Source organism: Pseudomonas paraveronii (assembly GCF_963681955.1).
Lineage (GTDB): Bacteria > Pseudomonadota > Gammaproteobacteria > Pseudomonadales > Pseudomonadaceae > Aquipseudomonas > Aquipseudomonas paraveronii.
Genome location: NZ_OY817130.1, coordinates 4,670,581 through 4,693,302 on the forward strand (window position 1 = coordinate 4,670,581; position 22,722 = coordinate 4,693,302).

General features: G+C 60.1%; 23 protein-coding genes. 13 read left to right on the top strand and 10 right to left on the bottom strand.

Annotation, left to right across the window (positions count from 1 at the left end; all coding sequences use genetic code 11):
• Positions 1-21 precede the first annotated feature (21 nt).
• On the top strand, positions 22-1,533 hold the full coding sequence (locus U5A08_RS21505; protein ID WP_321848489.1) for a purine-cytosine permease family protein: 1,512 nt from the start codon (positions 22-24) through the stop codon (positions 1,531-1,533).
• 34 nt (positions 1,534-1,567) lie between these two features.
• Positions 1,568-2,950: a sodium:solute symporter family protein gene (locus U5A08_RS21510; RefSeq protein ID WP_321848491.1), complete on the top strand. Its 1,383-nt coding sequence runs from the start codon at positions 1,568-1,570 to the stop codon at positions 2,948-2,950.
• A 158-nt stretch (positions 2,951-3,108) separates the two neighbouring features.
• On the opposite strand, the gene U5A08_RS21515 is transcribed toward U5A08_RS21510, so the two are convergent.
• Together U5A08_RS21515 and ptrR are read right to left on the bottom strand one after the other, a co-directional pair.
• The gene (locus U5A08_RS21515) at positions 3,109-3,231 is read right to left on the bottom strand and encodes a PA1414 family protein (protein WP_003193089.1); all 123 of its coding nucleotides are present in this window, start codon (positions 3,229-3,231) and stop codon (positions 3,109-3,111) included.
• Positions 3,232-3,371: 140 nt separating this feature from the next.
• Entirely contained in the window at positions 3,372-4,265 is an 894-nt protein-coding gene (gene ptrR / locus U5A08_RS21520; protein WP_253397796.1) for a putrescine utilization regulator PtrR, read from the bottom strand.
• 105 nt (positions 4,266-4,370) lie between these two features.
• Between ptrR and U5A08_RS21525 the strand changes: the two genes are divergently transcribed.
• Positions 4,371-5,588 carry a YbfB/YjiJ family MFS transporter gene (locus tag U5A08_RS21525; protein ID WP_321848496.1) on the top strand — a complete coding sequence of 406 codons (1,218 nt, stop codon included), beginning with the start codon at positions 4,371-4,373 and terminating at the stop codon, positions 5,586-5,588.
• Here U5A08_RS21525 and U5A08_RS21530 read toward each other — a convergent pair.
• The gene (locus tag U5A08_RS21530; protein WP_321848497.1) at positions 5,500-6,942 is read right to left on the bottom strand and encodes an NCS1 family nucleobase:cation symporter-1; all 1,443 of its coding nucleotides are present in this window, start codon (positions 6,940-6,942) and stop codon (positions 5,500-5,502) included. The genes U5A08_RS21525 and U5A08_RS21530 overlap by 89 nt on opposite strands.
• Positions 6,943-7,314: 372 nt before the next feature.
• Complete coding sequence (locus tag U5A08_RS21535) at positions 7,315-8,151, bottom strand: CvfB family protein (protein ID WP_321848499.1); 837 nt, start codon at positions 8,149-8,151, stop codon at positions 7,315-7,317.
• Between the two features lie 322 nt (positions 8,152-8,473).
• On the opposite strand from U5A08_RS21535, the gene U5A08_RS21540 reads away from it, so the two are divergent.
• From U5A08_RS21540 to U5A08_RS21550, 3 genes are all read left to right on the top strand, one after another.
• A complete protein-coding gene (locus U5A08_RS21540; RefSeq protein WP_003193095.1) occupies positions 8,474-8,653 on the top strand; it encodes a PFL_1563 family small protein in 180 nt (59 codons plus the stop codon).
• Positions 8,654-8,863: 210 nt separating this feature from the next.
• Positions 8,864-9,586 carry a TorF family putative porin gene (locus U5A08_RS21545; protein WP_253397803.1) on the top strand — a complete coding sequence of 241 codons (723 nt, stop codon included), beginning with the start codon at positions 8,864-8,866 and terminating at the stop codon, positions 9,584-9,586.
• Positions 9,587-9,652: 66 nt separating this feature from the next.
• Positions 9,653-10,519, top strand: coding sequence for a DUF6279 family lipoprotein (locus U5A08_RS21550; RefSeq protein ID WP_321848503.1), 867 nt, complete (start codon positions 9,653-9,655; stop codon positions 10,517-10,519).
• A 32-nt stretch (positions 10,520-10,551) separates the two neighbouring features.
• Here the strand turns inward: U5A08_RS21550 and U5A08_RS21555 are convergent, their stop codons facing one another.
• Both U5A08_RS21555 and U5A08_RS21560 read right to left on the bottom strand, forming a co-directional pair.
• Positions 10,552-10,941: a transcriptional regulator gene (locus U5A08_RS21555; RefSeq protein WP_253397807.1), complete on the bottom strand. Its 390-nt coding sequence runs from the start codon at positions 10,939-10,941 to the stop codon at positions 10,552-10,554.
• 213 nt (positions 10,942-11,154) lie between these two features.
• Complete coding sequence (locus U5A08_RS21560; RefSeq protein ID WP_017845291.1) at positions 11,155-12,501, bottom strand: DEAD/DEAH box helicase; 1,347 nt, start codon at positions 12,499-12,501, stop codon at positions 11,155-11,157.
• Positions 12,502-12,694: 193 nt separating this feature from the next.
• On the opposite strand from U5A08_RS21560, the gene U5A08_RS21565 reads away from it, so the two are divergent.
• The 6 genes from U5A08_RS21565 to U5A08_RS21590 all read left to right on the top strand — a co-directional run bounded on the left by U5A08_RS21565 (position 12,695) and on the right by U5A08_RS21590 (position 19,073).
• Positions 12,695-13,984: a mechanosensitive ion channel family protein gene (locus tag U5A08_RS21565; protein ID WP_321848506.1), complete on the top strand. Its 1,290-nt coding sequence runs from the start codon at positions 12,695-12,697 to the stop codon at positions 13,982-13,984.
• A 437-nt stretch (positions 13,985-14,421) separates the two neighbouring features.
• Positions 14,422-15,645, top strand: a complete 1,224-nt coding sequence (locus U5A08_RS21570; protein WP_321848508.1) for an iron-containing redox enzyme family protein — start codon at positions 14,422-14,424, stop codon at positions 15,643-15,645.
• A gap of 12 nt (positions 15,646-15,657) precedes the next feature.
• Positions 15,658-15,972, top strand: coding sequence for a Rieske 2Fe-2S domain-containing protein (locus tag U5A08_RS21575; protein ID WP_247397386.1), 315 nt, complete (start codon positions 15,658-15,660; stop codon positions 15,970-15,972).
• A gap of 8 nt (positions 15,973-15,980) precedes the next feature.
• Positions 15,981-17,162 (top strand): MFS transporter, encoded by a 1,182-nt coding sequence (locus tag U5A08_RS21580; protein ID WP_253397813.1) that lies wholly within the window; start codon positions 15,981-15,983, stop codon positions 17,160-17,162.
• An 11-nt stretch (positions 17,163-17,173) separates the two neighbouring features.
• A complete protein-coding gene (locus U5A08_RS21585) occupies positions 17,174-18,391 on the top strand; it encodes an ATP-grasp domain-containing protein (protein ID WP_253397814.1) in 1,218 nt (405 codons plus the stop codon).
• A 4-nt stretch (positions 18,392-18,395) separates the two neighbouring features.
• Entirely contained in the window at positions 18,396-19,073 is a 678-nt protein-coding gene (locus U5A08_RS21590) for a phenylalanine--tRNA ligase beta subunit-related protein (protein WP_253397816.1), read from the top strand.
• A gap of 37 nt (positions 19,074-19,110) precedes the next feature.
• Here the strand turns inward: U5A08_RS21590 and U5A08_RS21595 are convergent, their stop codons facing one another.
• The 4 genes from U5A08_RS21595 to U5A08_RS21610 all read right to left on the bottom strand — a co-directional run bounded on the left by U5A08_RS21595 (position 19,111) and on the right by U5A08_RS21610 (position 21,739).
• Positions 19,111-19,527: an Lrp/AsnC family transcriptional regulator gene (locus tag U5A08_RS21595; RefSeq protein ID WP_321848513.1), complete on the bottom strand. Its 417-nt coding sequence runs from the start codon at positions 19,525-19,527 to the stop codon at positions 19,111-19,113.
• A gap of 68 nt (positions 19,528-19,595) precedes the next feature.
• Positions 19,596-20,471 carry a carboxylate/amino acid/amine transporter gene (locus U5A08_RS21600; protein WP_247397379.1) on the bottom strand — a complete coding sequence of 292 codons (876 nt, stop codon included), beginning with the start codon at positions 20,469-20,471 and terminating at the stop codon, positions 19,596-19,598.
• A gap of 202 nt (positions 20,472-20,673) precedes the next feature.
• On the bottom strand, positions 20,674-21,273 hold the full coding sequence (locus tag U5A08_RS21605) for an FMN-dependent NADH-azoreductase (protein ID WP_321848514.1): 600 nt from the start codon (positions 21,271-21,273) through the stop codon (positions 20,674-20,676).
• 151 nt (positions 21,274-21,424) lie between these two features.
• Entirely contained in the window at positions 21,425-21,739 is a 315-nt protein-coding gene (locus tag U5A08_RS21610; protein ID WP_247397373.1) for a 3-phosphoglycerate kinase, read from the bottom strand.
• Positions 21,740-21,788: 49 nt separating this feature from the next.
• On the opposite strand from U5A08_RS21610, the gene U5A08_RS21615 reads away from it, so the two are divergent.
• Positions 21,789-22,712 (top strand): PA3225 family LysR-type transcriptional regulator, encoded by a 924-nt coding sequence (locus tag U5A08_RS21615; RefSeq protein WP_321848516.1) that lies wholly within the window; start codon positions 21,789-21,791, stop codon positions 22,710-22,712.
• Positions 22,713-22,722 lie beyond the last annotated feature (10 nt).

Below are 22,722 nucleotides of genomic sequence, written 5' to 3' on the forward strand. Positions count from 1 at the left end.
CCAATGTGATCGGAGCTGATCATGAATAATAAAAACAACGAAAACAGTATTCGCAAGATAGAAACCAACGGGGTCGAACAGATCCCGGACCACGAACGTAGCGCCGGGCCCAAGGATCTGTTTCGCCTGATCTTCGGCGGCGCCAATACCTTTGCCACGGCGGTGCTGGGCGCCTTTCCGGTGCTGTTCGGCCTGTCGTTCCAGGCCGGTGTCTGGGCGATTGTGCTGGGCGTGCTGGTGGGTGCGCTGATCCTGGCGCCCATGGGCCTGTTCGGGCCGATCAATGGCACCAATAATGCCGTGTCGTCCGGGGCGCACTTCGGTGTGCATGGGCGGATTGTCGGCTCGTTTCTGTCATTGCTGACGGCGATTGCCTTCTTCTCACTGTCGGTGTGGAGTTCGGGCGATGCACTGGTCGGCGGTGCGAAGCGGCTGATCGGCCTGCCGGAAACCGACCTGACCCTGGGCCTGGCCTACGGCGTGTTTGCCATTCTGGTGCTGACGGTGTGCATCTACGGCTTTCGCTTCATGCTGTGGGTCAACCGCATCGCGGTATGGGCGGCGAGCCTGCTGTTTCTGTTGGGGATCTTCGCGTTCGCGCCGACCTTCGACAGCCACTTCGCCGGCAGCGTGGCCCTCGGCCAGAGCGGCTTCTGGGCCGCGTTTATCGGCGCGGCGCTGGTGGCGATGAGTAACCCGATCTCCTTCGGCGCGTTTCTCGGTGACTGGTCGCGCTACATCCCGCGTGAAACGCCGAAAATTCGCATCATGCTCGCAGTGGTCGCGGCACAGATCGCCACCTTGATCCCGTTCTTGTTTGGCCTGGCCACCGCGACCATCGTCGCGGTCAAGGCACCGGACTACATCGCGGCCAACAACTACGTCGGCGGTCTGCTGGCGGTGGCGCCGAGCTGGTTCTTCCTGCCGGTGTGCCTGATCGCGGTGATCGGCGGCATGTCCACCGGCACCACGTCGCTGTATGGCACGGGGTTGGACATGTCCAGCGTGTTCCCGCGTCTGCTGTCGCGGGTCAAGGCCACGTTGCTGATCGGGCTGATGTCGATTGCCTTCATCTTCATCGGACGTTTCGCCGCCAACCTGGTGCAAAGCGTGTCGACCTTCGCGGTGCTGATCATCACCTGCACCACCCCGTGGATGGTGATGATGATCATCGGTCTGATCGTGCGTCGCGGCTTCTACTGCCCGGACGACCTCCAAGTATTTACCCGCGGCGAACGCGGCGGGCGCTACTGGTTCAGCCACGGCTGGAACTGGCGCGGCCTGGGGGCCTGGATTCCGAGCGCGTTGGTGGGGCTGTGCTTCGTCAACCTGCCGGGGCAGTTTGTCGGGCCATTGGGCAACCTCGCCGAGGGCATCGATATCAGCCTGCCGGTGACCTTGGGGCTGGCCTCGGTGGTGTACCTGAGCTTGCTGCGCCTGTTCCCGGAACCGGCTGCCGTGTACGGCCCTACCGATCCGCGCAGCGAACGCACGGACGTGCGCGCTGAACCGGCGCTGCAAAAAGCCGCCTGATTTCCATAAAAAAGATAATCGGAGACCCGCCATCATGGCTTTGGATTTATTCGTCGTACTCCTCTACGCCGCCGGCATGCTCGTGCTCGGCTATTACGGCATGCGCCGCGCCAGAACCCACGAAGACTACCTGGTCGCCGGGCGCAATCTCGGCCCGTCGCTGTACATGGGCACCATGGCCGCCACGGTATTGGGCGGTGCGTCCACCGTCGGCACCGTGCGCCTGGGTTATGTGCACGGCATCTCCGGCTTCTGGCTGTGCGCAGCGCTGGGCATGGGGATCATTGCGCTGAACCTGTTCCTGGCCAAACCGTTGCTGAAGCTGAAAATCTTCACCGTCACCCAGGTCCTGGAAAAACGCTACAACCCCATGGCCCGCCAGGCGAGTGCGGTGATCATGCTGGCCTACGCGCTGATGATCGGCGTGACCTCGATCCTGGCCATCGGCACCGTGCTGCAGGTGCTGTTCGGCCTGCCCTTCTGGATTTCGGTGCTGCTCGGCGGTGGCGTGGTGGTGGTGTACTCGACCATCGGCGGCATGTGGTCGCTGACCCTGACCGACATCGTGCAGTTCGTGATCAAGACCGTCGGCCTGATGTTTATCCTGCTGCCGATCTGCCTGTACCGTGTCGGCGGCTGGGACGAACTGGTGACCAAGCTGCCGGCGTCGAGCTTCAGCTTCACCGCGATCGGCTGGGACACGATCATCACCTACTTCATGATCTACTTTTTCGGCATCCTGATCGGCCAGGACATCTGGCAACGGGTGTTCACCGCCCGTGACGAAAAAGTCGCCCAGTACGCAGGCACCTTCGCCGGTTTCTACTGCATTCTCTACGGCCTGGCCTGTGCGTTGATCGGCATGGCGGCCCATGTGCTGATCCCCGATCTGGATAACGTCAACAACGCGTTTGCCGCGATCGTTAAAATGTCGCTGCCCGATGGGATTCGTGGGTTGGTGATTGCGGCAGCGTTGGCGGCGATGATGTCGACGGCCAGCGCCGGCTTGCTGGCGGCGTCCACCGTGTTGACCGAGGACCTGCTGCCACGTTTGCGCGGCGGCAAGCAGTCGAGCCTGAACATCAACCGCCTGTTCACGATGCTGACTGGTATCGCGGTACTGGGCATCGCCCTGGTGGTGAACGATGTGATCAGCGCCCTGACCCTGGCTTACAACCTGTTGGTGGGGGGCATGCTGATCCCGCTGATCGGGGCGATTTTCTGGAAGCGCGCGACGACCTCAGGGGCGATTACGTCCATGACCCTGGGCTTTGTGACCGCGTTGGTGTTCATGTTCAAGGATGGCTTGGACGCGAACACGCCGATCTACTACAGCCTGGCGGTGGCGTTGGTGAGTTTTGTCGGGGTGAGCCTGTTGTCGCGCCGGCCTGAAACGGTGCCAGCTCGGGCGGCCTGAACAAACACCTGGCCTATCACGTTTTCTTCAGCGGGTGCGACGTCGGATGTCGCACCCGTTTTTTTTGCGTGGCGTACAAGACAGGGTGGGGGCGGGTTTGCTCGCTCCTACACAAGCCCGCGCCTACATTAATTCTGCGGCATTCCAGCGGCTGCGGTTTACCGCCGACGTGGACGACGCTGCTCATCATCCGTGCGAATGGGCACCGGCTGCAGCGGGGGCTCGATCAGACCCAGCGCAACGCCAAGGTCGTGGAGCCAGTTTTGGATTTTCTCTTTCATGATTGCCCCCTTTGAGGGTAGTGCCGGTCGGCGGGAATTCGTTCGCCTCTTCCTACAGATAGTAGCCCTAACTCCTACGTATTGCTTCAACGAAACCACAACGAACTATTACTGAATTGATTCAAATGCCGACGGATCGTTCAGGCAATCGCACAGGCATCTTGCGGCGACTCTGCCTGACCTTCGCGCTGCAGTTCGATCCATGCGTTGAGATTAGCGCCGAGCATACCCTTTCGCCACATCAGCCAGGTGGTCGCAGTGGCAAAAGGCCCAGATAGGGGATGAACGGACACACTGTCCTTGCCTGGCAGGCTGTCGAGCATGGATTCGGACATCAGGGCCACGCCGGAACCGGCGATCACACAGGCGAGCATGCCCTGATAAGACTCGATCTCAATGGCGCGGCCCATGGCCACGCGCTCGTGGGAAAACCACGTCTCCAAACGCCGGCGATAGGAACAACTGCGTCGGAAGGTGAACACCGCACGGCCGGCCACATCCTGGGGACCGTGTACCGGTGGGTGGTCGGCTTCGCAAATCAGCACCAGCTTTTCGTCGCACAAGGGCACACCGTCCAGCGTCGCGAGGGTCAGCGGGCCGTCGACCAGCGCAGCGTCAAGACGCCCGGTGATCAAGCCTTCCAGCAGCTCCCCGCTGGGCGCCGACTGCACCTGCAAATTCACCAGCGGATACGCCTTGTGGTAGCGCGCCAACAGTTTCGGTAAGTGAATCGCGGCGGTGCTGTACATGCTGCCCAGCACAAAGTCGCCGGCCGGTTGTCCGCCTTGCACGGCACCGTGGGCTTCGTCGTGCAGCGCCAGCAGACGGGTGCTGTAGTCCAGCAACACTTTGCCCGCCGGGGAAAGCTGCAGGCGTTGACGTTCACGGACGAACAACTCGACGCCCAGTTGTTCCTCCATCTGCTTGAGCCGGGTCGACAGGTTCGACGGCACGCGGTGCAAACGCTCGGCAGCGCGGGTGATGGAGCCCTCTTCCGCCACGGCCTGGAAAATGCGCAATTGACTGAACTCCATACCTTTCTCCAAAACTGAACAAGTTGATCACTATTATTCAATTTTACAGAACATCAATCCACCTTAGCCTGCACGTCATTCGCTTTCCCGCAGGAAACCTTGCACATGTCGCCGTTGACTCGCCTCCTCGCCAGCTTTATCGCCCTGATGATGGCCATGGGCATTGGCCGCTTCGCCCTCACCCCGCAAATGCCGCATTTGCTGAGCGAAGGACAGATCGACCTGACAGGTGCCGGGCTGATCGCTGCCGCCAACTACCTGGGCTACTTCGTCGGTGCGGTGGATTCAACTTTTGCCCGCAGCCATCGCCATGTGCGCGCCCGTTTGTACGGCGGGTTGTGGTTGTGCGTGCTGCTGACCCTGGCGTCGTACTGGGCCCATGGGTTCTGGCCGCACCTGTTGTTGCGCTTCGGCACCGGCGTGGCCAGCGCCTGGGCACTGGTGATGATCACCAGCCTCAGCCAACCGCTGGCGATTGCCGCCGGGCGGCCACGCTTGGGCGCCCTGGTGTTTGCCGGGCCGGGCCTGGGGATTCTGTTGACCGGCCTGCTGGCGCTAGGCTCGAACCTGCTACGGCAAAGCTCCGCAACACTGTGGCTGGTCTATGGCGGGGTGGCGCTGCTGATGCTGTTGGCGATCCTGCCTTTCCTGCCTCGACCGAGCCTCACTGACGCGCCCATCAGCGGCGCGGACAGCAATGCGAGCATCGCGCACCTGGGCTGGATTTATTTTCTGTTCGGCCTTGGCTACATCATTCCGGCGACCTTTCTGTCACAGATGGCCAGCGCGCAGTTCAAGGGCGCCTGGCAGGCAGACCTGTTCTGGCCATGCTTTGGCCTGGCGGCTGCGCTCGGCGTGGTCGTGGCGAGCCTGCGCCGCAAGGCCGCGAACACAACCCGTCGCTGGCTGATGACAACCTTATGGCTGCAAGCGGCGGGCGTGTTTGCCTGCTTGCTCGGCAACGGCTGGGGCCTGGCGCTGGGCGTGTTGCTGTGCGGCGGGCCTTTTCTGGCGTGTATGCAGTTGGTGATGGCGCGCTTGCGGGAGGTGGCGCCTCACGGCTATCAGCGCAGTACCGGGGTGCTGACTGCCTGCTTTGCCATCGGTCAACTGAGCGGCCCGTTGCTCGCATCGGTGAGCAATCACCTGAGCGACGGCCTGCAACCGGCGCTGGTAATTGCCGGTTGCGGGCTGTTATTGGCGGGCGCGGGGTTGCTGCGCCCCACTACGACGGTCAGCCAGCAATCACCGGCGTTGGCACGCGAGCTTGTTCGCGTCGAGCGAGCACCAGCAAAAACAGCCCACCCAGGAAACAGCCGGTAAACCAGGCGAAGTTGGCCATGCCCTGCAATGCCGGGGTGAAAGTGATCGCGACGCCCACCAGCGTCGCCGGCACCAGAGCCTTGACCGCCGTCCAGTTCACGCCACCGTCGAAGTAGTAGCGCCCGCTCGGGCTGTCGTCGAACAGCGCGTCCACGTCGATCTGCTGTTTTTTGATCAGGTAGAAGTCCACCAGCAGAATCCCGAACAACGGCCCGATAAACGCGGCGAGTATGTCCAGGGTGTAGTGGATCATCAGCGGGTTGTTGAACAGGTTCCACGGGGTGATAAAGATTGAAGCCACCGCAGCAATCATGCCGCCGGCGCGCCAACTGATTTTGCTCGGCGCAATGTTGGCGAAGTCGAACGCCGGGGACACGAAGTTGGCGACGATATTGATGCCGATCGTGGCCGTGACAAAGGCAAAGGCGCCCAGCAACACGGCCACGCTGTTGTCGATACGCGACACGGTGGCGATCGGATCGTGGAGCATTTCGCCGAATACCGGCAAGGTGCCCGAGACGATCACCACAGTCACCAAAGAGAACGCCAGAAAATTCACCGGCAGCCCCCAGAAATTACCGCGACGCACGTCCTGCATACTGCGGCAGTAGCGGCTGAAATCACCGAAATTCAGCGTCGGTCCGGAGAAGTAAGACACCACCAACGCCGTCGCCACGATCACCTGGCCAAAAGCCTGCCAGCCCGACAGGGATTTTTCCGCCAGGGTAAAGCTGATATTCGCCCAACCCGCCTTCCACACGATCCAGCCGGCCAGGGCGAACATCACCGCATAGACCACCGGCCCGGCCCAGTCGATAAAGCGCCGGATAGACTCCATGCCCGCCCAGAATACGGCCGCCTGCAACACCCACAAGCTGAGGAAACCAAACCAGCCCAGGTAGGACAGGCCCGCAAAGTGCGGCTCTGCGTACACGGCCATCTGTGGGAAAAAGCGCAGCACCACGATGATCAGCGCACTCGACGCCAGATACGTCTGAATCCCGTACCACGCCACCGCGATCAAGCCACGTATCACCGCCGGAATATTCGCACCGAACACACCAAACGCCAGTCGGCAGATCACCGGGTACGGTACAGCCGCTTGCTGGCTCGGCTTGGCCACCAGGTTGGCGATCAATTGCACGATGCAAATGCCCGCGAGCAATGCAATCAGCACCTGCCAACTGGCCAGCCCGAGGGCGAACAGGCTGGCAGCGAAGACGTAACCGCCGACGCTGTGGACGTCGCTCATCCAGAAGGCAAAGATGTTGTACCAGGTCCACTTTTGCGGCAGTGGGCCCAGGTCCTGGTTGTACAGGCGCGGGCTGTAGCCTTTAGGCAATTGTTCGGTCATCGCTGGGCTCCTCGAAATACCCGCCTGCGCTGCCGTAACGGGATGCATACGGAAGGCGGCACGGTTTGTATACGAGAGAGTCAGCAGAATGCGTGCCAATGGCACACAATCCCCACGGGGCGGGGTGCCAAAGGATGTATCGAGAGTTAGATCGGTGTATACCGCTCAGCAACGGTGCACGCCTTAATCCTGTACACAATCACTTGCACACCCGTTGTGCACACAGGTGCCTGACTGTGCACTAGGCGGCGCTGAGGAATGTGGCCACGTTGCTCAGGTCATCTGCGCCGTAGGCCGACAGAACAAGGATTTACGGGTCATCGGCACAGCTTCTGTAGGAGCGATTTGCGCCTACAGAAGAGCAAACCGCACTCAGCTCAGTTCAATGCGATCGGCGTGAATCACAATCTGGCCCTGCTTGTAGAGCGCACCAATGGCCTTCTTGAAGTTGCCTTTGCTGACGCCGAACAAGTTGCTGATCACCGCCGGGTCGCTTTTATCGCTGACCGGCAAGCTGCCGTTGTTTTCACGCAACTTGGCGAGGATCTTCGAGTTGAGGCTGGAGGCCGCTTCCTGGCCAACCGGCTGCAGGCTCAGGCTGATATTGCCGTCGGCGCGGATTTCCTTGATAAAGCCTTTCTCTTCCTTGCCCGGGCGCAGGAACTTGAACACTTCGTTCTTGTGGATCAGGCCCCAGTGCTTGTTGTTGATGATCGCCTTGAAGCCCATGTCCGTGGCCTCGGCCACCAGCAGGTCGACTTCCTGGCCCACCTCGTAGTTGGCGGGCGTCGTGTCGAGGTAGCGGTCAAGACGCGCGGTGGCGGTGATGCGCTTGGTGTGTTTGTCGAGATAGACATGCACCACGCAATATTCGCCAGCGGTCAATTGACGTTTTTCTTCCGAATACGGCAGCAACAGATCCTTGGGCAAACCCCAATCGAGGAAAACACCAATGCTGTTGACTTCGACGACTTTCAAACTGGCAAATTCGCCAACTTGAACTTTGGGTTTTTCAGTGGTGGCGATAAGTTTGTCATCGCTGTCCAAGTAAATGAATACGTTAAGCCAGTCTTCATCTTCACTGGGAATATCTTTGGGGATATACCGATTAGGCAAGAGGATTTCACCGTCTTGCGCACCATCCAGGTACAAACCAAAGTTAGTGTGTTTAACCACTTGCAAACTGTTGTAGCGCCCGACTAAAGCCATTTCCAATACCCTCATTGCGTGGGCGGCATTCTACCCGAGTTGCGCCCTGCACGCGCGCGCGCCTGAAAAATCGCGGGCTCGCATGGCGTTCTACTGGCTGCGCCCCGCTCGTCTGATCAGTCGGCTGAATTTTGCAGCGCTTGCGGCGCCCGGCAGGCCGCGTGGTTTCGAGTTAAAACAGCAAGTTAGGGGCTTATTTCGACGACAAACTTTGCGTGTTTCGGCCATCACAGTAAATACCAGAGGATATTTACCAAGCAATTGTCAAGCATTTCCTGTACTATGCCTGGCCAAGTTAATTTTCTACAGGTTAGTGGCCGCCATGCGCGTAAAAGCATCCAATAGCAAAGCAAAGCCAGCTCCCGCCGTCGAAACCAGCGAGTCGATCAACAGCCAGATCGCTGCGTTCCTCAAGTCCGGTGGCGAAATCCAGCAGATTGCCAAGGGCGTGAGCGGCCAGACTTTCGGCCCGTCCAAGCAGATCAGCCTGGGCAAGAAGTAAGCTGACGGCGCAATACACCTGGTCCCTAAGCGTCTTGCCAGCAAGGCGCTAGGACTAGAGTCCGAAACACCCTCTTGCTTCACCCCCTGCTCCACAAAATCGACGAACGGGCCTCAGCGCCTGGCATTCGCCGGTATGCTTGCACGCGTCTAGCACGGGCATCCGCCTGATTTCTTCCGTTACTGCTCCTCGCTTTTCATGGAGTGAAGCATGCTCAAACCGATTATTTTCCTGCTCAGCGCCCTCGCCGCGAGCCCACTGGCCGAAGCGCAAATTTTCCAGCGCGAATTGGGCGACTTCGATCTGAAATTGGGCACCACGCCCAGCCGCAGCATGGCCCAGGGCCTGGTCAAGCCGACCTCGCCGGGCAGCGACGCCTTCCACGGCGGCCTCGACCTGAGCCACGACAGCGGCCTGTACGTCGGCCAGTTCTCACCGAACATGGGCCTGTCTTCGGCGAGCAACCTTGAAATCGACTCGTACCTGGGGTTCAAACACCCCTTCGACCAGACGCTGGGCTACGAAGTGGGACTGATCCACTACAGCTACCCCTCGCTCAGCCCCCTCGACAGCCAGGAGTTCTATGGCGGCCTGAACCTGCTGGGCAATCGCTTCGGCGCGTCCTTCAGCAATGACCCCGACCGCCAGGACAGCACCCTGTTCGCCGACCTTGGCGGTACACAACCGTTCGGCATCGGCGTCAGCATGAAGTACACCACGCATCAACTGGGCAGCCCGGTCTCGGTGGACGGCGGTTCGATCCGCAGTTTCAGCGACTGGTCGGTGCAATTCTCGAGGGCGTGGATGGGCGTTGACCTTGACCTGATCTACAGCGACTCCAGCCTCAATGGCGGCGACTGCTCGGCCTACTCCGGACACAATTCGCAATGCGATGGGTTGTTGACCCTGAAGGCTGCGCGGACGTTTTATTGATGGGCTGAACTGTCGCACCCAGCGCGGGTTCACATGCATCAACCCCCTCTGCGCAAGGACCTGCCCATGTTGCATCGGCTCACATTTCTGCTGGTATTCGTGATCGCGAGCCTGGTGCTTGGCGGCTGCAACCGTGTGGGTTTGGCCTATCGCAATCTCGATGTGATCATCCCGTGGACCCTCAATGATTACCTGGACATGAACGCCGGGCAGAAGCGCTGGTTCAACGACACACTCCAGCAACACCTGGCCTGGCATTGCACCACGCAGTTGCCAGGCTATCTGGACTGGCTCGACCGTCTGCAACAGATGGTCGACAACCATCAGGTCAGCGACAGCGCCTTGCAGAGCCGTACCGACGAAGCCAAACAGGCGGTTAACGAGATCGCACGCGCGATCACCCCGTCGGCGGTCCACTTGCTGCGCGGGCTGGACGACCAGCAGGTCAAGGACATGAACGACGCCCTGGCCAAAGACCTGCGCAAGCGCCAGGACGAATACCTGAAACCGCCCCTGCCGCGACAGATCCAGGCGCGTGCCGAGCGTATGAGCAAGCGCCTCGATACGTGGATCGGGCCGCTCAGCGCCAGCCAGCAGCAACGCGTGGCGGCCTGGTCTGCGGAGCTGGGTGACCAGAACCAACAGTGGATCGGCAACCGCGCCCGCTGGCAGGCGCAGTTCATCGACGCCGTGCAACAACGCCACGACCCTGACTTTGCGCAGAAAATGCAACAATTGTTGGTGGACCGGGAACGTGCATGGACCCCGGAATACAGGGAGGCTGATGCCCAGACGGAAACAGCGGCGCGCAGCCTGATCGTGGATCTAATGGCGCAAAGCAGCGTACAACAACGCCAGAAATTGACGCACAAAATCGCGGGCGTGCGCAGCGATTTCAAGGCGCTCAAATGCCTCAAAGCCGCCGCAGACTAGAACGTGGGAGCAAGACTGCTCCCACATGCCCTTCAGGCAATCGCCGCCTTGGACGCCACGTCATCAAACGTCACCGGTTCCAGCGCATCCACCTGCTCATCCAGCACCTCACGCGGGTGAGCGTTGCCCGGTATTGAGCTGTCGATCAAGGCCAGCAATTGGGCACCTCGCGGCGTCAGAACAAAGTTCTCACCACTGCCACCCTCGTCCTCTGGCCGCGACTCGATAAACCCGCGCTTGAACAACAGCGCTTCGTAATCCGCAGCGGTCTTTTTCAGCGCATCCAGATTGCCGGTGGACTCGCCCGCCGTGGCCTTATCAGCGGCTTCCTCCTCGGCGTATTTGCGCGGGGCAAAGCTGCCCTCGCCATTCTGCACTTCATGCAGCAGACGCTCGATCAGATCCCAGTTGTAAGTCGTCATCCTGATTCCTCCTGCGGGCCAAAAGGAAAAGCAGCCCGTTCAGAGTTGGGACACGTCTCGTCAGCGGCCGTTCAGCCGAATGGACAGGCGTCACTTCTGTGTACTTTCCAGACGTTCGCCGCCTCAACTGGGCGGAAAGAAGCTGCGACCAATGCAAAAACCGAAGGCAATAAAAAACCGGACAACGTCCGGTTTTTTTGTAGCGGCCCAGCCTTACTCGGCAGCTGGTGCTTCCGGCTTGCGGCGCTTGAGCGGCGCCATGCCGTCCTTGCTGACCAACGACAGGTTGTCGGTCTTCGGCCGGTTGGCGATCTTGCGCTTGGTCGGCGACTTGGCGCCGGCCTTCTTCTTGTCACCCTTGCCGTCGACTTTTTTCTTCTTCACGCCCACGGCCTTGCCCGACGCCTTGACCTTCTTCGGCCCGGTGTAGGTGCCTTTGACTTCCTTGATGGTGCGGCGCTCGAACGACTGCTTGAGGTAGCGCTCGATGCTCGACATCAGGTTCCAGTCGCCGTGGCAGATCAGTGAGATCGCCAGGCCATCGTTGCCGGCACGCCCGGTGCGGCCGATACGGTGGACGTATTCGTCGCCGCTGCGGGGCATGTCGAAGTTGATGACCATGTCCAGGCCGTCGACATCCAGGCCGCGCGCGGCGACGTCGGTGGCGACCAGGATCTTCACCCCGCCTTGCTTGAGGCGGTCGATCGCCAGCTTGCGGTCCTTCTGGTCTTTCTCGCCGTGCAGGACGAACGCTTTGTAATCCTGCGCCACCAGGCGGCCGTAGATGCGATCGGCCGCAGCGCGGGTGTTGGTGAACACGATGGCCTTCTGATAGGTCTCGTTGGCCAACAGCCAGTTGAGGATCTGTTCTTTGTGGACGTTATGGTCAGCGGTGATGATCTGCTGGCGCGTGGTCGCGTTCAGGTCGCTGACGTTGTTGACCTGCAGGTGCTCGGGGTTGTTCAGGACCTTGGCAACCATGTCGCGCAGGGTCGAACCGCCGGTGGTGGCGGAGAACAGCATGGTCTGCTGGCGATTCACACATTCAGCCACCAGGCGCTGCACGTCATCGGCAAAGCCCATGTCGAGCATGCGGTCGGCTTCGTCGAGCACCAGCACTTCGACTTCCTTGAGGTCGAGGTTGCCGGCGTTGAGTTGCTCGATCATGCGGCCCGGGGTGCCGATGAGGATGTCCGGCACCTTGCGCAGCATGGCGGCCTGGACCTTGAAGTCTTCGCCGCCAGTGATCAGGCCGGACTTGATGAAGGTGAACTGCGAAAAACGTTCGACTTCTTTCAGGGTCTGCTGGGCCAGCTCGCGGGTCGGCAGCAGGATCAGGGTCTTGATGCTGACGCGGACTTTAGCCGGGCCGATCAGGCGGTTAAGAATCGGCAGGACGAAAGCGGCCGTCTTGCCACTCCCGGTTTGAGCCGTCACCCGCAGGTCACGCCCTTCGAGCGCGAGCGGGATGGCCGCTGCCTGCACAGGCGTAGGCTCGACAAATTTAAGCTCGGCCACGGCTTTGAGCAGGCGTTCGTGCAGGGCGAATTGGGAAAACACGGGTGCTACCTCGAAGAATTACAAAATATCAGCTGCATAGGGTAACGGTTTCGGGCGTCCAAACCGAGTTTCTTTACGCGAACAGGGCTAATCAGCTGCTTTTTTGTTAAGGCGTTTGTCCGTAACGCCAATGTTGCGGCACTTAAATGCTCTAATCGCCCGGTCTTGTCTTACAGAAGAATCGGTTTCACCCATGGATATCAAACAGCTCTGGCTCAACGTCAAAGACCTTTGGAGCGCCCTCGACGAACATCCCCTGCTGCATTCCAGCCTGGGCTTGCTGGTGCTGCTGGTGGTGGCCCTGTTGCTCGGACGGGCGGCGCGTTACCTCATCCTGCATGCGGTCAAGTTGCTCGGGCGGCAACCGGCCCTGCACTGGCTCAATGACCTGCGCCACAACAAAGTCTTCCACCGCCTGGCGCAGATGACCCCGTCGCTGGTGATCCAGTTCGGCCTGCACCTGGTGCCGGACCTGAGCAAGACCGCAACGCTGTTCATCGGCAACGTGGCGTTGGCGTTCACCATCCTGTTCGTGGTGCTGGCCATGAGCGCGCTGCTCAACGCCCTGCTCGACATCTATGCGCGCACCGAACACGCGCGTACCCGCTCGATCAAGGGTTATGTGCAGTTGGCGAAGATGGTGCTATTCGTGTTTGGCGCGATCATCATCGTCGCCACCCTGATCGACCGCTCGCCACTGTTGCTGCTGTCCGGCCTGGGTGCGATGTCGGCGGTGATCTTGTTGGTGTACAAGGACACCCTGCTGTCGTTCGTCGCCAGCGTGCAGTTGACCAGCAACGACATGCTGCGGGTGGGCGACTGGATCGAAATGCCCCAGGTCGGCGCGGACGGTGACGTGGTGGACATCACCCTGCATACGGTCAAGGTGCAGAACTTCGACAAGACCATCGTCTCGATTCCGACTTGGCGCCTGATGTCCGAGTCGTTCAAGAACTGGCGCGGCATGCAGGCGTCCGGCGGGCGTCGGATCAAGCGCAGCCTGTTCATCGACGCCAGCGCCGTGCGCTTCCTGCGCGACGATGAAGAAGTCCGCATGACCCAGGTCCACCTGCTCACCGACTACATCAGCCGCAAGCAGGCCGAACTCAAGGCCTGGAACGAAGCCCAGGGCCAAAGCGCGCAGTTGTCGGCCAATCGCCGGCGCATGACCAACCTCGGCACCTTCCGCGCGTATGCCCTGGCTTACCTGAAAAGCCACCCGGACATCCAGCCGAACATGACCTGCATGGTGCGTCAGATGCAAACCACCGCCCAGGGCGTGCCGCTGGAAATCTACTGCTTCACCCGCACCACGGCGTGGTCGGATTACGAGCGGATTCAAGGGGATATCTTCGATTTCCTGCTGGCGGTGCTGCCGGAATTCGGTTTGAGCCTGTACCAACAGCCAAGCGGCACTGACCTACGCAGCGGGCTGTTTGCAATGACGCAGAACGCCACCGCCGCGCAAGCGCTGGAGAACTGACACCGCGCACGGTGAGGGGCTCGCTTGCCCCTTACCTGTTGGATCGCCCCCCCCAGCGCCAAATCAGGCCTAGCGCTACAGGCCAAGCCTGCCCGGCAAATAACTGACGAACATGTTTAGTTGCCACCCTCCGCAAAATCAAACCCACGTAGCAACAAAGAAAACTTCACCTATACATTTAGTGAATTTCACTATCCAGGCGCCCGATTTTTAATCTGTTTTTAGAAAAACCAAAGCTATAGCATCTGGCCATCGAACAACTCTGTGAGAAGGCGTTACTTATGTTATGGACAACTAAGCTTTCAGATGATGCGGCACACTTTGTATTAAGTTCGGATGCGGAAGCGCTGACTCACTACTGCAGTGCAACTGGCTTTTCTCAACCTCGCGACTTTTATACCGACAGCCCTTACCAGCGACCTTCAAGGCCGCAGGACGTGACCGATGCAATTATCAGCACCCGCCTGACAAGCGACCAACTCTCACACAGCCAGCATCTTTTGGCGCAACGCTTGTTATTGAACATCTATGAACAAGACTTGGTCTTTTTACCCAAGCCGCCCATGGCACTGGATCTCAAGGCATTCAAGAATTTTTATGATCCGCAGCATGCCGCGTCCGGTAAAAAGATTCGTCCGCTACTCGAGCAATACCTCTACAACTGGCTCAAGGAAGAGGTTCACATCAACGGTCCCTGGTGCCTGGACTCCTTCGTCGCCCACACCGACAAGGTATTGGACGATGTGGCCCGGTCCGACTCCAAGCTCCATGAAGTCCTGACCACCAGCCGCCATCCCGAACGTGCTGCGCGGTTTTTCATGACGCAATGCGCCGGCGACTTCCTCAGTGAAGCCTCGGCCATGGCGCGCAATGTGCTGGGTAACTGCGGCGTGTACACCAGTGAGCTGTTCAAGATCCTGATCGACGAATACGGCTACGGCATCGACAAGAAGAAGCACAGCACCATTTTTGAAGACATGCTCAAGGACATGAACATGTCCCATCACGTGCATCACTACTGGCAGTTCTATACCCCCGCCTCGCTGTCGCTCACCAACTACTTCCACTACGTGTCGGCCAACCATGGCGAGCTGTTCCGCTATATCGGCGCCATGTACTACACCGAAGCCACACTGGCCCTGACCACCCAGCATCAGTCACGCGCTATCAGGACGATCTTCAACGGCGCGGTCTCCACCGAATACTTCGATGAGCACTCACACATCGATGTGCATCACGGAAGAATGGCCCTGCAACGCCTGATCCTGCCGATGATCAAGCAGTTCGGCAACGCGATCATCCCCGACCTGATCCGTGGGTTTGAGGAGTTCCGGTTACTGCAGGACATCGCCGACGATGAGCTTTATGCCCATATCAAGTGGCATGACGAGATGGATGAACACCGCGCCCACGCCAGCGCCCTCCATGGCCGCAAGCCGGTGGACCTGACGATCACCGAGCCTGAACACGAGCTTTCGGTGCTGCACACCCACCCCAATGACGAACTGTTCTGGGTCGAATCCGGCGAGCTGGATTTTGTCGCCAGCCCCGAACTGAGCGTGCGGCTCAAGGCCGGGGAAGGCGTGGTGATTCCCAAGGGCATGCTGCATGGCACCTGCATCGTCAGCCCCTCCTGCACCTACACCGTCACGGCCATTTGAGGACCCCGCCCCATGAAAGCCATCAGCCTGAACCTCAGCCATACCCACTATGTGGCGGTGGACGGGAAAACCTACTTTCTCAAGCGTCATGCGCATTCGACTCAACTGCTGCCGACAGCCTGCCCCCATCGCGGCGGCCCGCTGCACATGGGGGAAGTGACGGGTGACGGGCAAAGCGTGATCTGCCCCTGGCACGACAACGCCTACAAGGTCTGCAACCTGGAAAAGAAGTCGCTGCCCACCGTTCGCGTCAGAAACCAGATCAGTACCGTCATCGGTGACACCGAGCGATGCGTACCTCTCCTTAAACTCTCTCGTTACGACTGATGGTGCCCATGAATAATAAATCGACCCTTGCTGCGTTTTATTCGATCGTGACCCTCTTCACCGGCCTGGACATGGCGATTGTGATCGCTATGGTCTGGTTCGGGCTGGAGACCACCGGCTCGACGTTCCTGGTGGGCGCCACCTTATGCGTAGCGACCGTAGTGCCGTATTTGTGCGAACAGTACATCGGCAAGTTCTTCACCATTGAACTGAGCATGAAACGGCTGTTGTACATTCGCCTGACCGCGTTCGCCGCCGTGCTGGGGCTGTCGTTTACCGACGCGGCGCTGTTGCCGATCGGCTTCCTGGCGATTGCCTTCGTGGTGGGGGTCACCGACTACTTCACCATCAGCACCCTGGAATCGAAAAACACCAAGCTGGTGCTGGCCGGGCTGACCAACAGCGACACCTCGGCGCGCTTGATGCAAACCTCCATCCAGATCGGGGCCTTTGGCGGTGCGCTGCTGGGCGGCGTGATTGTGGATGTGTTCAGCGTCAACCAGACCCTGCAGATCATCAGCCTGGGGGCGATCCTGTCATTGGCGGCGATTCTTTTTGTGGCGCCAACCCCCGTCGCCGATACCCCCGAGCAGGCCGCCGACGGCCACACGGCGCAGCCTCTGCACCTGCCGCGCAACCTGTACATCCTGATCATCGTGTTGAGCATGATCGGCTTCCATATCGGCGCCTTCAACAGCCTGGTGCCCATCGTGTTCCAGAAGCTCAATGAATGGAACGCCACCCTGTTTGGCGTCGCCAGCGGCCTGGCCGGCCTGGGTGCCTTCAGCGCCGCAGTGCTGCCACGGATCAAGCTCAACAGCTACAGCGCGATCCTGCTGGTGATACTGGCCGACGTGGCAATCGTCTATTTCCATAACCTCTACGTGATGATGGGCGCCGCCTTCCTGCTGGGTTTCTGCATCAACAGCCTGCGCATCCAATTGCGTAAAACCCTGATTGAGTCGGCGTCCAACGCACGGATCGCCGACGTGATCGCCGCCAAAAGCTCGCTCTACTACCTGCTGGTCAGTGGCTCGGCGCCGATGATCCTGACGTTCTTCACCACCGCAGCCTTCCTCGGGCTCGAAGGTGCGCGCGTGCTGATGATCGTCTCCGCCGCGCTGTTGGCCGCTGCCGTACTGGCGTGGAACCTCACCCCTGCCGTCGCGGCCACCGCCACCACCGAATAGGAGTACCTGCTTTGGAAACCGTACTGATCGTTGACCCGTTCTCCACAGGCAAACTCTACGCGCCCTTGCTCAAGGCTCAGGGCGTAAGGTGCATTGCCGTGATTTCCACCGACAGCTTGCCCAAGCATTTCACCGATGACCTGATCAGAGAAAACTTCGACGCGGTCTACCACTGGGAAGAGGGTTTGCTGGAGATCCTCGAACCGCTGTCGCTGAGCGCCGTGATCGCGGGTTGCGAAACCGCGATCTACCTGACCGACTACCTCACCGAAGTCCTGCGTATTCCCGGCAATAGCCGCATCACCAGCGACCTGCGTCGCAACAAGTTCTCGATGCAGCATGCCCTGAAAAAACACGGGCTGGCGAACATTGAGTCGCAACTGCTGAGCTCGCCGACGCGCATCGCAGAGGTGGTTGCCACGCTGAAGGACACCGCCACCTATGTAGTCAAGCCGCTCAATTCCGCCGCCACCGAAGGCGTGGTGTTTGCCCAAGGCCGGGCGGGCGTCGAAAGTGCCTTGAAGAATGCGGCCTGGCAGCGCAAAAACGACCTGGGGGAAATCAACCTCGGCTTCATCGTGCAGCCGTTCGTCTCAGGCCCGGAATATGTGGTGGATATGGTCGCCTTTGACGGCGTGTACATCATTGCCTCGGTGTGCAGATACACCAAGGTCCAGAAAAACGGCAGCATGTTTGTCTACGAAAGCCTGGACACCCTCGATCCCCGCGCCGAGGAACTGCAGCCGCTGACCGACTACGCCCGCCAGGCCGCCGCAGCGTTGAGCATCGAGGTCGGCCCGATTCATATGGAAATCATCTGGTCTGCAGACGGCCCGGTGATGATTGAAGCCGGCGGCCGCTTGCATGGCGGCATCGCACCGCTGTTGTTTCAACAGGTGTACCACCCCGACTTGCTGTCGCTGGCCATCGACAGCTACCTCGGCCGCCCTCGCCCCCGCACGGATGCGGTCAGCCAGATCAGCCACGGCCGGATCGGGTTCTTCTGCTCCGATGAACAACGCACCTTCGCCACCCCCTCGTCGCAGGCCTTGCAGAGCGTGATGGAGGACGAGGCCTATTGCGGCCACCGCTACTTCATCGACGCCGGCGATACCACGCCGATCACGATCGACTTCGCCACCTGTCCGGGGCTGTTCTGGCTGCAACACCTTTCGGCACCGCAACTGGACATCAGTACCGCCAATCTACGTAAAAAACTGTGGTGTTAAGGCAATGAAAAGTCGTTTGATCATCCGAAAATCAGCCAGTGATCTGGGCATCAACAATGCGTGCGCGGCGGTTATCGAAGACATTACCGTGTCGGACGACCAGAGCTTCGTCAGCGTCCTGCAAAGTAACCTCAATCACGTTGCGTCCCACCTCAACGAACTGGACTCCAACGTCATTTACGACGGCTTTGCCAAGCAACTCAAAAAGCTGGGCTACGAAAACACCGTCAGCGCCAACGAGAAACTGTTGCGGCGCTTCATCGCCAAAGGCGTCCACCCCATCAACAACATCGTCGATGCCTATAACGCCGTGGCGATCCGGCATGGGGTCAGCATCGGCGTACACACCTATCATCAGCGGGATGATATTTACGTCATGCGCTCGCAGGCCCCCAGGGCTTTCCGACCATTGTTCGCGAAGAAGGACATTACGATTCCGGCGGGCGACATCGTCTATACCTGCGGTGACGTACCCCTGGCGAGCATCGGCAAGGTCGACGCCGACGCCCATGACTTCAGGCTGACGAAGGACTCGTCCAGCCTGCTGGTGGTGGTGCTGGGGCACGACGACACGACGTTTGCCTTCAACCAGGCCGTCATCGAAGAGTTCGTCGACACCCTGCGCCAGCGAATGCCGGCCTTGAGTCACCACTTTCTCGAGACCGTACACGATCACGCCTGAGGCTGGAACCGCGTAGCCGTTGCCGAAACAGCAGCGGCTAGCGCCAGGCCTTGAGCACCGGATTGACCACCACCTCGCGCACATGCTCGATCTTCAGCAGGTTGTCCTTGAACACCATCAGCTCTTCGAAGCTGCGGTATTTGACCTCGAGCATCATGTCGACGTCGCCGAACAGCGAGTAAGCCTGAACCACTTCGCGAAACTGGTAGATCTTCGGAAACACCAGGTGACAGTTGCTGCCATTGAGCATGAGCATCAGAAACGCCGACTGCTGGGCTTCTTCATCTTCAGCGACGTTGATGGTGAAGCCGAGGATAATGCCCTTTTCGATCAGTTTTTGAACCCGCGATTCGACGGCGGTTCGAGACTTGTGAACTTGTCGCGCCAACTGCGCCAGGCTGACCCGGGCGTCGTCCTTCAAGGCCGCAATGATCTGTTCGTCAACCTTGTCCACTCTGCCGCCCCCACACTTTTCTTTTCGATAACAGACTTTCATTCCCGCTCACGCATGCCCAGGGCCTATCACCCCGCAGACTGTACGCCTGCTTCGGGTTTTATGCCCAACCGACTGATCCACACCGCGCCCAGAATCACCAAGCCGCCCAGCGCCAGGCGGCCCAGCGGCTCGTGCTGGTTCCAGATCAACAGGTTCAATAGCAGCCCCACCGGCACATGCAGGTTGTTCATCACCGCCAGGGTGCCGCCGTTGACCAGGCACGCGCCCTTGTTCCACCAGTACATGCCCAGGGCCGTGCTGACCAGCCCGAGGAACACCAGCACGCCCCACTGCAGCGGCGCTTCGGGCAGGAAATCGGCCTTGCCGAACACCAGGAACGCCGGCAACACCACCAGCAGCGCGCCGAGGTAGAAGTAGCCGAAGCGCCGGTAGTGCGGCAGATCACTGGGGTAGCGCGCCACCAGATGTTTGTACATCACTTGCCCGGCGGCGTAGGTGAAGTTGGCCAGTTGCAGCAGCAGGAAGCCCATGAGGAAGTGCGGGGTGATTTGATCGAAACGAATGAGCGCCGCGCCCGCCACCGCGACCAGGGCGGCGACCAGTGCCCAGGGGTTGAAGCGCCGGTTGAGGGCGTCTTCGATCAGGGTCACATGCAACGGCGTAAGGATGGTGAACAGCAGCACCTCCGGCACCGTAAGCACGCGAAAGCTCAGGTACAGGCACACGTAGGTCACACCAAATTGCAGCGCACCGATGACCAGCATGCCGCGCATGAAGGTCGGCTCCACCGAGCGCCAGCGCGTCAGCGGAATGAACACCAGCCCGGCCAACAGCACGCGCACCAGCACCGCGAAGTAGCTGTCGACGTGACCGGCAAGGTATTCGCCGATCAAGCTGAAGGAAAATGCCTGTATCAGGGTGACAACCAGTAAGTAGCCCATGCGCGCCTCGTATCGAATGGGCGGGACATTAAAGGTTTTCGGCGGTTCACGAAACTCGGGGCAAAAAAAACCCGACCTCGCTAGAGCGGCAGTCGGGCAGGAGCACTCAGGAGCAACAAGTGCAAAGGGAGGTTCTTACGCGTACTTGAAGGGTTTGCGTGGGGAGATATAAACACCCCGCGATTATCTGACGATTAAAGGATCACGCGACCTGCGCCAGCAACGCCTTGGCGTGGTTGATGCCTTTTTCCTGGAAGTCGCCGCTCAGGTTCACCCCTTCGGCGTGAATGAACGTCACGTCATGAATCCCGATAAACGCCATCACCTGACGCAGGTAAGGTTCCTGGTGATCGGAGCTCGCGCCCGTGTGAATCCCGCCACGGGCGGTGAGCACGATGGCCCGCTTACCGATCAACAAACCCTGGGGGCCGGTGGCGGTGTACTTGAAGGTCACACCCGCGCGCAACACATGATCCAGCCAGGCTTTGAGGGTGCTGGGGATGGCGAAGTTGTACATCGGCGCCGCCATCACCAGCACGTCGGCGGCGAGCAATTCGTCGGTCAATTCGTTGGAGCGATCCAGAGAGGCCTGCTCGCTGGCGTTGCGCTGATCCGCCGGTTTCATCCAGCCGCCGAGCAGGTTGGCGTCCAGGTGCGGGAGCGGGTTGAGCGCCACGTCGCGCACGCTGATCTGATCCGCCGGGTGCGCTGCCTGCCATTGGCTGATGAACTGCCGAGTCAGTTGGCGGGAGATCGAATCCTGCTGGCGGGCGCTGCTTTCGATGATCAGAACGTTGGACATGGCTGCGTAGGCTCCATCTGTAATTGCTGTAAGTCGATGGAGAAAAGATTAACCAGAGCCAATTCGATAAAAAAGCGCAAAAAACTGCTGCAACCCATCTAGAAATTTGTTTATAAGCGGAGTATTCCTGTAGACATGCTCCGCTGCTGCTTTATTTCGGGGCACAGGCCAGGGCGATACGCATCTTGATGATTGCGCGGTTGAACTTGGCGGTGGTGTTGGTGCTCTTGCCCGCCGGCACGCTGACAGTACGGCGACGTGGCGCTTCCGGGCCATTGGTGAAGGTGACGGAACACACCGCGTCGTTGGTCCCGTAGTTGTTCAGTTGGATCGAACTGATGTCACCGTCCACGTCGGACGCGGTGTAATCCACGCTCACGCCGTCGATTTTTTTTGTCACGTCGATCGGGTAGGCAAACGCGCTTAACGGCAGCAGCGCCAGCAACACACAACATAATTTTCTCATTCGGCAGTCTCCAATAAGGACTGTCAGCTTAGGACAAGAGGAGCTCATCTTGAAAGCGCCCCGCGTTACCCTCGATCAATGGCGCACACTGCAAGCCGTGGTCGACCATGGCGGCTTCGCCCAGGCGGCCGAAGCGCTGCACCGTTCACAGTCCTCGGTGAGCTACACCGTGGCCCGCATGCAAGACCAGCTCGGGGTGCCGCTGCTGCGCATCGACGGGCGCAAGGCCGTGCTCACCGACGCCGGCGAAGTGCTGTTGCGCCGCTCCCGGCAGCTGGTGAAAAACGCCAGCCAACTCGAAGACCTCGCCCATCATATGGAACAAGGCTGGGAAGCCGAGGTGCGCCTGGTGGTCGATGCCGCCTACCCGAATGCGCGCCTGGTGCGCGCCCTGACCGCCTTTATGCCGCAGAGCCGCGGCTGTCGCGTGCGCCTGCGCGAGGAGGTGCTGTCGGGCGTTGAAGAGCTGTTGATCGAAGGCGTGGCCGACCTGGCGATCAGCGGCTTCAGCATCCCCGGTTACCTCGGCACGGAGATGAGCAACGTGGAATTTGTCGCCGTCGCTCACCCCGAGCATGCCCTGCACCGTATGAATCGCGAACTGAGCTTCCAGGACCTGGAAAGCCAGATGCAAGTGGTGATCCGCGACTCCGGGCGCCAACAGCCGCGCGATGTCGGCTGGCTCGGCGCCGAACAGCGCTGGACCGTCGGCAGCCTCGCCACGGCCAGCAGTTTCGTCGGCAGCGGCCTGGGCTTTGCCTGGTTGCCGCGGCACATGATCGAGCGCGAACTCACCGAGGGCGTGCTCAAACAGCTACCCTTGGAACAGGGCGGCAGCCGCCACCCCACGTTCTACCTGTACTCGAACAAGGACAAACCCCTGGGGCCGGCGACGCAGATCCTCGTGGAGCTGCTGCGCACATTTGACACCGCGCCCCTGGATGCGCCTTTCGCCGCCCCGCAGCAAGCCTGAAACGGAGTTC

What these genes read in the sequence shown, in the direction of transcription:
- U5A08_RS21505 (WP_321848489.1), top strand. Translation starts at nt 22, where the DNA reads ATGAATAATAAAAACAACGAAAACAGTATTCGCAAGATAGAAACCAAC.
- U5A08_RS21510 (WP_321848491.1), top strand. Translation starts at nt 1,568, where the DNA reads ATGGCTTTGGATTTATTCGTCGTACTCCTCTACGCCGCCGGCATGCTC.
- U5A08_RS21515 (WP_003193089.1), bottom strand. Translation starts at nt 3,231, where the DNA reads ATGAAAGAGAAAATCCAAAACTGGCTCCACGACCTTGGCGTTGCGCTG.
- ptrR (WP_253397796.1), bottom strand. Translation starts at nt 4,265, where the DNA reads ATGGAGTTCAGTCAATTGCGCATTTTCCAGGCCGTGGCGGAAGAGGGC.
- U5A08_RS21525 (WP_321848496.1), top strand. Translation starts at nt 4,371, where the DNA reads ATGTCGCCGTTGACTCGCCTCCTCGCCAGCTTTATCGCCCTGATGATG.
- U5A08_RS21530 (WP_321848497.1), bottom strand. Translation starts at nt 6,942, where the DNA reads ATGACCGAACAATTGCCTAAAGGCTACAGCCCGCGCCTGTACAACCAG.
- U5A08_RS21535 (WP_321848499.1), bottom strand. Translation starts at nt 8,151, where the DNA reads ATGGCTTTAGTCGGGCGCTACAACAGTTTGCAAGTGGTTAAACACACT.
- U5A08_RS21540 (WP_003193095.1), top strand. Translation starts at nt 8,474, where the DNA reads ATGCGCGTAAAAGCATCCAATAGCAAAGCAAAGCCAGCTCCCGCCGTC.
- U5A08_RS21545 (WP_253397803.1), top strand. Translation starts at nt 8,864, where the DNA reads ATGCTCAAACCGATTATTTTCCTGCTCAGCGCCCTCGCCGCGAGCCCA.
- U5A08_RS21550 (WP_321848503.1), top strand. Translation starts at nt 9,653, where the DNA reads ATGTTGCATCGGCTCACATTTCTGCTGGTATTCGTGATCGCGAGCCTG.
- U5A08_RS21555 (WP_253397807.1), bottom strand. Translation starts at nt 10,941, where the DNA reads ATGACGACTTACAACTGGGATCTGATCGAGCGTCTGCTGCATGAAGTG.
- U5A08_RS21565 (WP_321848506.1), top strand. Translation starts at nt 12,695, where the DNA reads ATGGATATCAAACAGCTCTGGCTCAACGTCAAAGACCTTTGGAGCGCC.
- U5A08_RS21575 (WP_247397386.1), top strand. Translation starts at nt 15,658, where the DNA reads ATGAAAGCCATCAGCCTGAACCTCAGCCATACCCACTATGTGGCGGTG.
- U5A08_RS21580 (WP_253397813.1), top strand. Translation starts at nt 15,981, where the DNA reads ATGAATAATAAATCGACCCTTGCTGCGTTTTATTCGATCGTGACCCTC.
- U5A08_RS21590 (WP_253397816.1), top strand. Translation starts at nt 18,396, where the DNA reads ATGAAAAGTCGTTTGATCATCCGAAAATCAGCCAGTGATCTGGGCATC.
- U5A08_RS21600 (WP_247397379.1), bottom strand. Translation starts at nt 20,471, where the DNA reads ATGGGCTACTTACTGGTTGTCACCCTGATACAGGCATTTTCCTTCAGC.
- U5A08_RS21605 (WP_321848514.1), bottom strand. Translation starts at nt 21,273, where the DNA reads ATGTCCAACGTTCTGATCATCGAAAGCAGCGCCCGCCAGCAGGATTCG.
- U5A08_RS21610 (WP_247397373.1), bottom strand. Translation starts at nt 21,739, where the DNA reads ATGAGAAAATTATGTTGTGTGTTGCTGGCGCTGCTGCCGTTAAGCGCG.